Source organism: Micromonospora sp. RP3T (assembly GCF_003027925.1).
GTDB lineage: Bacteria > Actinomycetota > Actinomycetes > Mycobacteriales > Micromonosporaceae > Micromonospora.
On record NZ_PYPS01000041.1, the window covers coordinates 24,056 to 37,522 of the forward strand.

At 73.5% G+C, this 13,467-nt stretch carries 8 protein-coding genes; 6 read left to right on the plus strand and 2 right to left on the minus strand.

Annotation, left to right across the window (positions count from 1 at the left end; all coding sequences use genetic code 11):
- The first annotated feature begins 31 nt into the window (after nt 1–31).
- The 3 genes from C8054_RS32145 to C8054_RS26815 all read left to right on the plus strand — a co-directional run bounded on the left by C8054_RS32145 (nt 32) and on the right by C8054_RS26815 (nt 7,034).
- Nucleotides 32–3,373, plus strand: coding sequence for an NACHT domain-containing NTPase (locus C8054_RS32145; RefSeq protein ID WP_158273899.1), 3,342 nt, complete (start codon nt 32–34; stop codon nt 3,371–3,373).
- A gap of 38 nt (nt 3,374–3,411) precedes the next feature.
- Nucleotides 3,412–3,783 (plus strand): VOC family protein, encoded by a 372-nt coding sequence (locus C8054_RS26810; RefSeq protein ID WP_107161584.1) that lies wholly within the window; start codon nt 3,412–3,414, stop codon nt 3,781–3,783.
- Between the two features lie 227 nt (nt 3,784–4,010).
- The gene (locus C8054_RS26815) at nt 4,011–7,034 is read left to right on the plus strand and encodes a carbohydrate binding domain-containing protein (protein ID WP_107161586.1); all 3,024 of its coding nucleotides are present in this window, start codon (nt 4,011–4,013) and stop codon (nt 7,032–7,034) included.
- Between the two features lie 63 nt (nt 7,035–7,097).
- Here the strand turns inward: C8054_RS26815 and C8054_RS26820 are convergent, their stop codons facing one another.
- Complete coding sequence (locus tag C8054_RS26820) at nt 7,098–7,550, minus strand: hypothetical protein (protein WP_107161588.1); 453 nt, start codon at nt 7,548–7,550, stop codon at nt 7,098–7,100.
- A 179-nt stretch (nt 7,551–7,729) separates the two neighbouring features.
- Here C8054_RS26820 and C8054_RS26825 point away from each other — a divergent pair, with 179 nt between their 5' ends.
- Nucleotides 7,730–8,620: a virginiamycin B lyase gene (locus C8054_RS26825; RefSeq protein WP_107161590.1), complete on the plus strand. Its 891-nt coding sequence runs from the start codon at nt 7,730–7,732 to the stop codon at nt 8,618–8,620.
- Nucleotides 8,621–8,634: 14 nt separating this feature from the next.
- Here the strand turns inward: C8054_RS26825 and C8054_RS26830 are convergent, their stop codons facing one another.
- Nucleotides 8,635–9,564: an LD-carboxypeptidase gene (locus C8054_RS26830; RefSeq protein ID WP_107161592.1), complete on the minus strand. Its 930-nt coding sequence runs from the start codon at nt 9,562–9,564 to the stop codon at nt 8,635–8,637.
- A 66-nt stretch (nt 9,565–9,630) separates the two neighbouring features.
- On the opposite strand from C8054_RS26830, the gene C8054_RS26835 reads away from it, so the two are divergent.
- Both C8054_RS26835 and C8054_RS26840 read left to right on the plus strand, forming a co-directional pair.
- On the plus strand, nt 9,631–10,398 hold the full coding sequence (locus C8054_RS26835) for a type 1 glutamine amidotransferase (RefSeq protein ID WP_107161594.1): 768 nt from the start codon (nt 9,631–9,633) through the stop codon (nt 10,396–10,398).
- 1 nt (nt 10,399) lies between these two features.
- Nucleotides 10,400–13,432 carry a bifunctional [glutamine synthetase] adenylyltransferase/[glutamine synthetase]-adenylyl-L-tyrosine phosphorylase gene (locus tag C8054_RS26840; RefSeq protein ID WP_107161596.1) on the plus strand — a complete coding sequence of 1,011 codons (3,033 nt, stop codon included), beginning with the start codon at nt 10,400–10,402 and terminating at the stop codon, nt 13,430–13,432.
- Nucleotides 13,433–13,467 lie beyond the last annotated feature (35 nt).

Here is a 13,467-nt window from a genome sequence, read left to right on the forward strand (position 1 = left end):
GCGGGTCTGCCGTCCCCGGGGAGGAACGCCGGTGCCCGACACGCTCAGCTACGCCGACGCCGTACGCCTGCTCGGCGGGGAGAAGAGCAAGGTCGTCGACTGGTTCGACAAGCTGACCGGAGGCGTGCTGCTGGCCGCGTCGGTGCCGGTGCCGGCGCTGCTGGGCATCTTCGACGCCAAGGCCGAGTTCGTCCGGCTCGGCCACGAGCTGATGCGCGGCGTGTCCGAGAAGCGCTCCGGGCTGTCCCGGTACGGGCGGACGCAGCGGCTGGAGGCGGCGCACGCGGTGATCGCGGTGACCGCCTTCTTCGAGGCGCTCCTTGACATCGAACTGCCGTTCGACGTCGAGGAACTCCGGCTCAGCAAAGCCGAGCAGGTGACTATGGCCGGAGTCACGGCGTACAGCGACTTCGTGGTCGACACGCTTTTCGCCTTCGCCGCGCCGCTGCCCGGTCCGCACGTGCCGTACCCCGTTCTGTGCGCGGAACTCGTCAACTACTACGGGTCGATGACCGAGCGACTCGGGCTTTTCCTGCGCGGGCTCGTCGCCACCGCCGGGGTAGCTGATACTTCCGTCACCGTGCGGGCACTGCGCGAGCTGCCGGCGGTTGCCGTCGACCGGCACCGAGAGCTGCTCACCCGGCTCGCGGTCGATTTTCCCGAGGTTTCCCTCTGGCTCGGCCTGCACGAGCACGAGGCGACGCGGGGGGAGGTACGGCGGCTGTCGCTCGGCTTGGCGGACCTGCGGCAGATCCTCGGCGAGATCTCCACCGGCCGTGCCCCCGACGAACGCCGGGCCGCGCTCGCCGCCGCCTACGCCGCCGAGCTGCGCCAACCGGTGATCTCCTCCGGTGACGTGCCGGCGGGGCTGATCGTGCCGACCCTGGGCGAGGCGTACGTGCCGCCGCTGTGCCGGATCGCACGGTTGAGCCAGAACGGGCGGCCCGGCGATGAGACGTGGTGGGCGGAGCAGCCGGTGCGGGACGACCTGTGGCAGGCCCTCGTCGTCCATCTCACCGGGCCCAGCGGGACGCGAGCGCCCCTGCTGGTGCTCGGGCAACCCGGCTCCGGCAAGTCGGTATTGACGCGGGTGGTCGCCGCGCAACTGCCGGCGGCGGATTTCCTGGTGGTCCGGGTGGTGCTTCGGGAGGTGCACGCGGTAGGCGACCTGCAGGACCAGATCGAGCAGGCGATCCGCAACGACACCGGCGAGCGCCTGGACTGGCCGGCGTTGGCCCGCTCGGCCGGAGACGCGCTGCCGGTGGTGCTGCTGGACGGCTTCGACGAGCTGCTTCAGGCCACCGGCGTCAGCCAGACCGACTACCTGCGGCGGGTGGCCGCCTTCCAGCGTCGCGAGGCGGACCAGGGGCGGCCGGTGGCCGTGCTGGTCACCAGCCGCACCAGCGTGGCCGACCGGGCCCAGCCGCCGCCGGGCACGGTGGCGATGCGGTTGGAGCCGTTCGATGAAACACGGGTGGGCGCCTGGGTGGACACCTGGAACCGGGTCAACGCCGCCGCGTTCGGTGCGCCGGGTGAGCGGCCGCTCGACCCGGCCGTGGTGCTGTCCCACCGGGAGTTGGCCGAACAGCCCTTGCTGCTGTTGATGCTCGCCCTCTACGACGCCGAGGGGCACGACCTGCGCCAGGCCGGGGAGCTGCACCGTGGTGACTTGTACGAGCGGCTGTTGCGGCGTTTCGCCCGGCGGGAGGTCACCAAGCACCGGGCGGGTCTGCCCGACCAGGATTTGGACCGGGCGGTAGAGGAGGAACTCCGCCGCCTCGCTGTGGTGGCGTTCGCGATGTTCAACCGGGGGGTCCAGTGGGTTACCTCCGAGGAACTGGGGGCCGATCTGGCGGTGCTGCCCTTCGCCGGCGCGTCGGCGGGTCGACCGGACGGCCTCCGCGTCCCGCTGCCCGCCGCGGACGTGGTGCTGGGCCGGTTCTTCTTCATCCACCGGGCGCGGGCCGCCGACGGCGAGCGGCGTCGTGAGACGTACGAGTTCCTGCACGCGACGTTCGGTGAGTTCCTGGTCGCGCGGCTCACCGCGCAAGCGATGGACGATCTGGTGGCCCGGGAGGCCGCCGCCAGCCTGCCCTGGGGCGGTGAGCCGGCGACCGACGACCTCCTGCACGCATTGCTGTCGTACGCGGTGCTGAGCACCCGGGTCACGGTGCTCGCCTTCCTCAACGATCGACTGTCCGGGATGGGGGAGGTGCAACGGGACGCGTGGACCCATGTGCTTCTGCGGCTGTTCCGGAATGCGGCGTACGACACCGGGCGGCGTCGTTTCGACGAATACCGACCCCGGCGCCTGCGGGCGGTGGCCCGGCAGGCCGCCTACAGCGCCAACCTGCTGTTGCTCATCCTGTCAGCGGGTGGTGAGGTGACCGGGTGCCAGATGTTCCCGGAGGCGACTGTCGCGGTGGACGAGTGGCGTGCCCAGGTCGGGCTGTGGCGCTCGCAGCTCGGGACGGACGAGTGGGACGGTCTCGCCGACCTGCTCGCACTGGAGCGACTCGGAGAGGGGGCTGGTCGCGATGTGCGGATCCGGCTGGACAGCCGCTTCGCCGTGCCGCCCGGGCCGGATCTGCTTTGGTTGGGCGGGATGTCGACCGGCGGGCTGCGACCGGGCTTCCGGCTGCCGGTCGAGACACTGGTGCGACTGCGGCGCGCGGCGTATCTGAGCTGCGACCGGAATGAAGGGCTGCTGGTGGACGCGGTCGAGCCGATCATCGACCAGCTGCACACCGCGCTCACGACGTACGAGACGTGGGGGAATGACGAAGCGCTCTCGGCCGCCCGGGCGCTGTTGACCGCCTGGCTGCTGCCACTGCGGGCGGCGAGCCAGGCGCAGCGCCGGGAGGTCTACCTGCGTTGTGTGCGGCTCGCGGGTGAAGTGGTCGGCCTGGTGGACGACTGGGACCGGACGGCCTACCTGCGTCTACTGCTGGATCGGTTGGCCCAGGACCACGAGGCGTCCCCGGACGTGGTAGCGGACGTGCTGATGAACTGCCGGATCTCACTTGCCCTCGATCCGTGGGTCGCCACCGCGATGTTGCAGTGTGTCGAGCGGGTGCTGGGGGGCGACGCGGCGGTGGACCGCAGACTCGCTTCGGTGATCAGTGACGTGATCGCCGCGCAGGTCGCCTCGCCGCAGCCGCTTCAGCAGGCGACGGTCGAGGCGGTGGCGCGGATTCGCGCGCGAGGCGTCGTGCCGGTCGTGCCGGACCTGCCGGACAGCTTGAACGCGAGGGGTCGATTTGACGTGTTGGACCGGGCTCGTCGCCTGGAAATGCTGTTCGGGCAGTTGGCCGCGATGCCCATGAAACACCGACAGGACGCTGTCGGGGGCACCCCTGACGCTGGTTCCTGACGACGTCGGCCGGCCGGCCGACGCGGTGAGGAGGCAGCATGTCCAGCACGCCGGTGACCTGGTTCGAGATCGGCTCCGACCGGCCGGACGAGGCGCAGCGGTTCTACGCCGACCTGTTCGGCTGGAGCTTCGAGGAGCAGGGCGGCCCGGGTAACTCGTACCGGCAGACGGCGGCCGGCGGCGATTCGGGAATCGGCGGCGCGATCCGGGGCACCGACGCCGCCGCCGACAACTACGCGATCTTCTACGCCCAGGTGACGGACGTGGCGGAGGCGTGCCGGCGGGCGGAGGCGGCCGGTGGCACGGTGCTGGCGAAGCCGGTGACCGCGCCGAGCGGCCTGGTGCACGCGCGGCTGCGCGACCCGTCCGGCAACCTGCTCGGCGTCTTCACGCCGCCGACCGGAGGCTGAGCGCGGTCTGGGTGCGGTTGTGGTTGTCGAGGCGACCACAACTGCACCCAACGATGGCCGAAAGAGGCGGGCGCTCGGTGCAAGAGGTTGCACGCACCGGCGCTGATGAACATCTGGTTTCATTTGATCGAAGCTGGTAACTTCCTGGCACCACGCGTCGCAACTTCTTGCAACGCCTTCATTCCCTTGCGTCCGCTGAGTGGGGCCGGGGTGTCAGGAGAGCCGCCATGAGAGGCAGGACCAACCGCCGCCGGTGGGGAGCGCTCGCGCTCGCCGTCGGCGTGCTCGCCGCGCTGCTGCCGTTCACCGCCGCCGCGGCGGCCAACACCGTCACCGTCTACTACCAACCGCCGGCCGCCTGGGGTGCCGCGGTGAACATCCACTACGGCGTGGACGGGCAGGCCTGGACGCCGGTGCCCGGCGTGCCGATGGACACCGCCTGCGCCGGCTGGCGTCGTAAGGTCGTCGACCTGGGCGCCGCCACCGGAGCCCAGGTCGTCTTCACCAACGGCAGCGGCGTCTGGGACAACAACAACGGCGCCAACTACCGCCTCGGCGCCGGCATCGTGACCGTCGCCGCCGGACGGATCGGCACCGGCGACCCGTGCGCCACGGCCACCCCGTCGCCGAGTCCGTCCGCCACCCCGACGCCGACGCCGACCAGCAGCAACGGCGGCGGGAACACCGCCGAGGTCTGGTACCACCTCACGCCGCGCGGCTGGGCCGCCGCGAACCTGCACTACCGGCCCACCGGCGGCACCTGGACCACCGCGCCGGGCGTCGCCATGGAGACGCGCTGCGTCGGCTGGGCCCGCCGGATCGTGGACCTCGGCACCGCCACCGGGCTGACCGCCGCGTTCAACAACACGGCCGGCACCTGGGACAACAACGGCGGCGCGGACTACAGCATCGGCACCGGGCGCAGCGTCGTCGACAACGGTCGGGTCACCGCCTCCGCCGCCGACCCGTGCGCACCGGCCGTCCCGGACACCACGCCGCCGTCCACGCCAGGCGGCCTGACCGCCGTCGCCGACGGGCTGGCGGTCACTCTGACCTGGACGGCGGCCACCGACGACCGGGCCGTCACCGGGTACGAGCTGACCCGCACCGGAGGCGCCGGCACCGTCACGGCCACCAGCACCACCACCCGGTACGTGGCGTACGACCTGCGGCCCGGCACGGCGTACACCTGGATCGTGCGGGCGCTCGACGCGGCCGGCAACCGGTCGGCGGCGAGCGCGCCGGCGTCCGCGACCACCGGCAGCGCGCCGGCCGGCGGCGCCCCGCTCGGCGGCGACCCGCGCGAGGACAGCATCTACTTCGTGATGACCGCCCGGTTCGCCGACGGCGACCCGGCCAACAACCGGGGCGGCAGCCAGCACGTGGCCTCCGGCAACGCGGCGAACAACGACCCGATGTTCCGGGGCGACTTCAAGGGGCTGGTCGACAAGCTCGACTACGTCAAGGCGCTCGGCTTCTCGGCCATCTGGATCACGCCGGTGGTGCTCAACCGCTCCGACTACGACTTCCACGGCTACCACGGCTGGGACTTCTACCGCGTCGACCCGCGGTTGGAGAGCGCCGGGGCGTCCTATCAGGACCTGATCAACGCGGCGCACGCCAAGGGCATCAAGATCTTCCAGGACGTGGTCTACAACCACAGCTCCCGGTGGGGCGCCAAGGGGCTGTTCACGCCCACCGTCTACGGCACCCGCGACGACCAGTGGAAGTGGTATTACGACCAGCAGCAGGCCGGCCGCGAGTACGACCCGATGGTCGAGGCGACCGGCAACGACCCGGCGCTCACCCCGGCGCAGAACGCCAAGGCCAAGGGCAGGCCGTACAACGGCGACGTGTGGTCGTCCGCCGCGCCGGCTGGCAACCAGTGCCTGAACTGGGGTACGCCGACCGGCGGGCGCAGCGCCGAGGGCTACTCGCTCTACCAGTGTCAGTGGCCCACCCCGACCAGCAAACTGTTCCCCGCCGACAAGTACCACCAGTGCTGGATCGGCAACTGGGAGGGCGAGGACGCGCGGAGCTGCTGGCTGCACGAGGACCTGGCGGACTTCAACACCGAGAACGCGGCCGTGCAGGAATACCTGATCAACGCGTACAACAGGTACATCGACATGGGCGTGGACGGCTTCCGGATCGACACCGCCGTGCACATCCCCCGGGTCACCTGGAACCGGCGCTTCCTACCCGCCATCCAGCAGCACGCGGTGTCGAAGTTCGGCGAGAAGGGTAAGGACTTCTACGTCTTCGGCGAGGTCGCCGCGTTCGTCAACGACAAGTGGAACCGTGGCTCGGTCAACCACTCCGCGCAGTTCTTCACCTGGCAGGAGCGCAAGGAGTACAGCCCGGACGACGTGCGGGCCGCGATCGAGCAGTACGACTACGAGCAGCTCCTCGGCCCGTCCGGGCAGCCGACCACCGACAACGCGTTCCTGCGCGGCAACGCGTACCACGCGCCGGACCACTCGAAGTTCTCCGGCATGAACGTCATCGACATGCGGATGCACATGAACTTCTCCGACGCCGGCAACGCGTTCGGCAACGGGAAGGACTCCGACGACAGCTACAACGACGCCACCTACAACGTCGTCTACGTCGACAGCCACGACTACGGGCCGAACAAGTCCGCCACCCGCTACACCGGCGGCACCGACGCCTGGGCGGAGAACATGAGCCTCATGTGGACGTTCCGCGGCATCCCGACGCTCTACTACGGCTCGGAGATCGAGTTCCAGAAGGGCGCCCGGATCGACTGCGGGCCGACCTGCCCGCTGGCCACCACCGGCCGCGCCTACTACGGCGACCACCTGGCCGGCAGCGTCACCGCCGCCGACTTCGGGGTGGTCGGGTCGGCCAGCGGGGCGGTGGCCACCACGCTCGCCCAGCCGCTGGTCAGGCACGTGCAGCGGCTCAACCTGATCCGGCGGGCCGTGCCGGCGTTGCAGAAGGGGCAGTACTCGACCGAGGGCGTGAGCGGCGCGATGGCGTACAAGCGGCGGTTCACGCAAGGCGCGGTGGACAGCTTCGCGCTGGTCACCGTCTCCGGCCCGGCCACGTTCCGGGGCGTGCCGAACGGCCGGTACGTGGACGCGGTCACCGGCGACGTGCGCACGGTCACCGACGGCACGCTGACCGCCTCGGTCAACGGCCAGGGCAACCTGCGGGTGTACGTGCTCGACCTGCCCGGCAATCCGGCGCCCGGCAGGATCGGCGCGGCCGGGCCGTACCTGCGCTGAGCATCGGTGGTGTTAAGCGGGGCCCCCTCCTATGCGAAATGCGTTAGGCGGGGGCCCCGCCTTTCACCCGTGCCAGCCGCGGTGGTCCATGCCGGGGCCGCCGGGGCCGGGGAACACGCCGGCCTCGGCGGCCTTGAGCACCGCGTCGGCCTGCTCCCGGGTCAGCTTGCCGTCCTCGACGGCCTGGTCGAGCCGCTCCTTCAGGGCGGCCTGGCGATCCTGCGCCGACGGCGGCGTCGGCCGCTCCGGCCGGTCCGCCTGCCGCTGCTCGCGCAGCTTCTCCAGCGCCGCGGTGACCTTGTCGGCCGGGACACCCAGCTCCTTGCCGAGCGCCTCGGCGAACTCGGCCTGCCGGTCGGCGTGCCGCTGCTGGCGGTCGCCGCCCTGATCGGTGCTCGTGCTGGCGCTCGGGCTGTTGTCGTCGGCGAGCGCCACCGTCGGGGCGGCGATCCCGACGGTGAGCACGCCGGCGGCGGCGAGACCGACCAGCAGGCGCTTCCTCGTCGTGCGGATCATGCGGTTCTCCTTCTCGGTGGTGGTGCGATGACGTCACCGACAGTGACGGTCGGAGCTGGGGGTAAACCGTGGCGACCCTGTCAGCGAGCTGGCAATCGGGACGAGAATACGGACAAAAGCGGTTGCGGCTTCGCTGCGACATGGGAAGGCTGGGCCGAATCCCGACGAAAGGCCACCCCATGACACAGTCCGTCATCCGCGAGGTCGCGCTCACCGGGCCGGGCTCCGGCCCGTACGCGATCACGGTCGGGCCGGGCGGCGCGCTCTGGCTGACGCTGGCCGGCTCCGGCGGCGTCGCCCGGCTCGGCCCGGACGGCGCGGTGCGGGCCTTCCGCGACGACCCGCCGGAGAGTCGGCCGCTCATCATCACCACCGGCCCGGACGGCGCGCTCTGGTACACCCGCTCCGGCGACCACCGGCTCGGCCGGCTCACCGTCGACGGCAAGGGCGGCTCGGTCGCGCTGCCCTCGGGCTGTGCCCCGTGCGGCCTGGTCACCGGGCCGGACGGCGCGCTCTGGTACGCCGGCATGGGCGACGACACGGTCGGCCGGGTCACCGCCGACGGGGAGGTCAGCACGTTCCCGGTGCCGGTCGCCAAGGGTTTCCCGTCGATGCTGGCCGTCGGGCCGGACGACGCGCTCTGGCTGACGCTCAACCAGGCGAACGCCATCGCCCGGGTCGACCTCGACGGGTCGGTGGCGGTGCATCCGCTGCCCACCGACGCGGCCGGGCCGGTCGGCATCACCCGGGGTGGCGACGGGGCGCTCTGGTTCGTCGAGATCCTCGCCGGGCAGCTCGGCCGGATCACGCCGGACGGGCGGATCGACGAGTTCCCGCTGCCGGACCGGGCGGCCCGCCCGCACGCGATCGTCGCCGACCCGACCGGCGGCTGCTGGTTCACCGAGTGGGCCGCGAACCGCCTCGGTCACGTCGCGCCCGACGGCACGTTCACCCACCACGACCTGCCCACCCCGAACTCCGAACCGCACGGCCTCACGGTCACCCCCGACGGCTCGGTCTGGGTCGCCCTGGAAACCGGCGCGGTCGCCCACCTGACCCCGCCGGGCTGACCAGGTGAAGGGGGTCAGCGGACGGCGGGGGTGACCGTGAGGGTGTTTGTGGTGGTGTCCAGGACGGCGGGGGTGCCGACCGGGACGGTGAGCTGGCCGGGACCGTGGCCGATCGGGAGGCCGCCGAGGACCGGGACGCCGAGGTCGCCCAGCCGGTCGGTGAGCACGTCGACGACTGTGGTGTCCCAGCCGTCCGCGCACTCGGTGAACTGGCCGACCGCCACGCCGGCGAGCCCGGCCAGGGCGCCGCAGCGGCGCAGGTGGGTCAGCATCCGGTCGATCTTGTACGGCGGCTCCTGCACCTCCTCGACCAGCAGGATCGCACCGGTCAGGTCCGGCATGTCCGGCGTGCCGATCGACGCGGTGAGCAGGCACAGGTTGCCGCCCAGCAGCCGGCCCTCGGCCCGCCCGGGCACCCGCACCGGGTACGTCTCCTCCGCCTCGACCGCCGCCACCGCCACCGGTTCCGTGGTCATCAGCGCGGCGTGCAGCGACTCCGCCGAGCGGATCGGGGTGCGCTCGTCCCGCCAGGCGGCACCCGGACCGTGCACCCCGGCCAGCCGGGCGCCCCGCCAGAGCGCGAACTGCAACGCGGTGATGTCGGAGAAGCCGGCCACCACCTTCGGGTCGCGGCGTACCGCCGCCATGTCGATCAGGTCCACCACCCGCTGCGCGCCGTACCCGCCCCGGGTGCAGAGCACGCCGCGGATCTCCGGGTCGGCGAACGCGGCGTTCAGGTCCGCGGCCCGCAGCGCGTCGTCGCCGGCCAGGTAACCCCGCCGGGCGTACGCGTTCGGCGCGGGCACCGGCCGCAGCCCCCAGCCGGTGAGCAGCTCGATGCCGCGGGCCACCCGTTCGGGCCGGGTCGGGCCGGACGGCGACACCAGCATCACCGCGTCGCCGGGACGCAGGACCGGTGGGCGCAGGCAGTCGTCGGTGGGCACGACCGCGAGCCTAGTGCGGCCGAGCCGGACCGTCCGGTGTCGGGCGTACCGGCTAGCCTCGACGTCGTGGCGACCGCGCTGGTGATCGAGAACGACCCGACCGACGACCTCCGCCGACTGGGGGAGTGGCTCACCGAGGGGGGTCTGGAGCTGCACGTCCTGCGCCCGCACGCGGGCGACCCGCTCCCCGCCGACCTCGACGGGTACGCCGCCCTGGTGGTGCTCGGCGGCGACCAGCAGGCCTACCCGCTGGCCGACGCCAGCCCGGGCGCGCCCTGGTTCCCGGCGCTGGAGGGGCTGCTGCGCAAGGCGGTCCGCCACCGGCTGCCCACGCTGGCGATCTGCCTGGGCGCGCAACTGCTCGCCACCGCGCACGCCGGTCGGGTGGAGCGCAGCCCGTCCGGGCCGGAGGTCGGCCCCACCGTGGTCGGCCGGCGCGACGCCGCCGAGACCGACCCGCTGTTCCGCTTCGTGCCGCTGATGCCCGACGTGCTCCAGTGGCACGCCGACGAGATCACCGAGCTGCCGCACGGCGCGACGCTGCTCGCCGCGTCCACCCGCTACCCGCACCAGGCGTTCCGCCTCGGCGACCGGGCCTGGGGGTTGCAGTTCCACATCGAGTGCGACACCGCGATGATCGCCGAGTGGTCACGCGACTCGGCCACGCTCGCCGAGCTGGGCTACGACCCGGAGCTGGTGGTGGCCGCGTGCGACCGGGCGATGGCCGACGTCGAGGAGGCCTGGCAGCCGTTCGCGGTCCGGTTCGCCGCGCTCGCGCTCGGCGAGCTCGGCGACGACAGCCCGCGCCGCAGCCTGCCGCTGCTCGGGGCGTGAGGTGACCCGGCCGGCCCGCGGGCGCCTGGCCCGCTACGGCTTCGCCGAGAGCGACACCGGTCCACGCGCCGTCGACCTGCTCGGCCCGGACGGGCTCGGCCTGTGGCGGCCGGACACCCAGGAACCCACCGACGACCAGGCGGTCGAGCTGCTCACCGCGCTCTCCCGGGCCGCCGACCCGGACCTGGCGCTGCGCCAGCTCCACCGGCTCGTCGAGGCGGAACGGCAGCACGGCGACGAGGTCGCCGTCCGCGACGCGCTCGCCGCCGACCCCGGGCTACGCCGCCGGCTGGTCGCGGTGCTCGGCGCGTCCTCGGCGCTCGGCGACCACCTGGTCGCCAACCCCGGGCAGTGGGCGGTGCTGGCCACCGAGCCGGACGGGCTCGCCCCGACCGCCGACGGCCGGCTCGACCTGACCGCCGCCGCCAAGCTGACCACGCTCACCGGCGCGGTCCCGCTGCTGCGGCAGGCGTACCGGTTGGCGCTGCTGCGGATCGCGGCGGCCGACCTGACCGGCGGGCGCGGCCTGGAGCAGACCATGGCCGCGCTGTCCGGCCTGGCCGACGCCACGCTGGCCACCGCCTACGACATCGCGGTCGACGAGCTGCCCGCGGGCACCGCCCCGCCCCGGCTCGCGGTGGTCGCGATGGGCAAGTGCGGCGGCGACGAGCTGAACTACGTCTCCGACGTCGACGTCATCTTCGTCGCCGCCAATGACGACGACCTGAGCGCCGCCACCCAGGTCGCCACCCGGCTGATCGGGATCTGCGGGCTGGTCGCGTGGCCGGTCGACGCCGCGCTGCGCCCGGAGGGCAACCGGGGTCCGCTGGTCCGCACGCTCGCCAGCCACCTGGCCTACTACAAGCGCTGGGCCCGCACCTGGGAGTTCCAGGCGCTGCTCAAGGCCCGCCCGGCGGCCGGTGACCTGGCGCTGGCGCGGGAGTGGATCGCGGCGCTCGCCCCGCTGGTCTGGACCGCGGCGGAGCGGCCGGAGGCGGTCTCCGACGTCCGGTCCATGCGCCGCAAGATCCTCGACAACGTGCCGCCGAAGGAGCTGGAACGCGAGATCAAGCGCGGCCCGGGCGGGCTGCGCGACATCGAGTTCGCCGTCCAACTGCTCCAGCTCGTGCACGGCCGCGGCGACGAGTCGCTGCGCGTGCCGGGCACCCTGCCGGCGCTGCGCGCCCTGGTCGCCGGCGGCTACGTCGGCCGCGCCGACGGCGAGGCGCTGCTGCGCGGCTACCGCTTCCTGCGCGCCGTCGAGCACCGGCTCCAGCTCCAGGGCCTGCGCCGTACGCACACCGTGCCGACCGAGCCGGCCGCGCTGCGCTGGCTCGCCGCCGCGCTCGGCTACGCGGCCACCCCGGGCCGCAGCGCCGTCGAGGAGTTCCGCGCCGAGTGGGTCACCCACGCCACCGAGGTACGCCGGCTGCACGCGAAACTGCTCTACCGGCCGTTGCTGGAGTCGGTGGCCCGGGTGCCGGCCGAAGGGCTGCGGCTCACCCCGCAGGCGGCCCGGCACCGGCTGGAGGTGCTCGGCTTCGCCGACCCGGCCGGCGCGCTGCGGCACCTCCAGGCGCTCACCGGCGGCGTCAGCCGCACCGCCGCGATCCAACGCACGCTGCTGCCGGTGCTGCTCGACGAGTTCGCCGACGCCCCGGAGCCGGACCGCGGCCTGCTCAACTACCGGCAGGTGTCCGACAAGCTCGGCAGCACCCCGTGGTATCTCCGCCTGCTGCGCGACTCCGGCCCGGTCGCGCGCCGGCTGGCCCGGGTGCTCTCCTCCTCCCGGTACGCGGCCGACCTGCTGGCCCGGGAGCCGGAGGCGCTGCGGCTGCTGGCCGAGGACAGCGAGTTGACCCCGCGTCCCCGGGAGACGCTCGTGGAGGGCTTCGTGGCGGCGGCGGCCCGGCACGAGGACCCGGTCGAGGCCACCCGGGCGGTCCGCGCGCTGCGCCGCCGCGAGCTGGTCCGGATCGCCGCCGCCGACGTGCTCAGCCGGGCCGGGTCGCTCGCCCCGCTCACCCCACGCCCGCCGGGCGGCGGGGCACGCCGTCCCACGGTGGTGGACGTCAGCGCGGTCGGCACCGCGCTCTCCCACGTCACCGACGCGACGCTGGCCGCCGCGCTGCGCGCCGCCCGGGTCGCCCAACCCGGGCCGCCGGGTCTGCGCTTCGCCGTGATCGGCATGGGCCGGCTCGGCGGGTACGAGTCCAACTACCTCTCCGACGCCGACGTGCTGTTCGTCTACGACCCGCCGCCCGGGGCGGACGAGAGCGCGGCCGGGGCCGCCGGCGCCGCCGCGCACGCGGTCGCCGAGGAGCTGCGCCGGCTGCTCTCCGCGCCGGCGCCCGACCCGCCGCTCGGCGTCGACGCCGACCTGCGCCCGGAGGGCCGGCAGGGTCCGCTGGTCCGCAGCCTGGCCGCGTACGCGCAGTACTACGCGCGCTGGTCGAAGGTGTGGGAGGCGCAGGCGCTGCTGCGGGCGCGGTTCGTCTGCGGCGACGCCGACCTGGGCGCCGAGTTCGAGGCGATGGTCGAGCCGGTGCGCTACCCGGCCGACGGGCTGAGCCGTGAGCAGGTGGTGGAGATCCGCCGGATCAAGGCGCGGGTGGAGACCGAGCGGCTGCCCCGGGGCGCCGACCCGGCCACCCACACCAAGCTGGGCCGGGGCGGGCTCGCCGACGTCGAGTGGGCCGTGCAACTGCTCCAGCTCCGGCACGCCGGCCGGCTGCCCGCGCTGCGTGGCACCCGTACCCTCGATGCCCTCGCGGCGGCCCGCGAGGCCGGCCTGCTCGACCCGGACGACGCGGCCGAGCTGGCCGCCGGCTGGACGCTCGCCGCGCAGGTCCGCGACGCGCTGATGCTGGTGCGCGGCCGGGCCGGTGACCAACTGCCCCGGCACGGGGTGGAGCTGGCCGGCGTGGTGCGCCTGCTCGGCCACGAGGACCCGGGCGAGTTCCTCGACGAGTACCTGCGCACCGGCCGCCACTCGCGCACCGTCGTCCAGCGCATCCTCGAAGCCCCGCTGTAAGGAGGGGCCCCCGGTTAACGCATTCGGCATAGCAG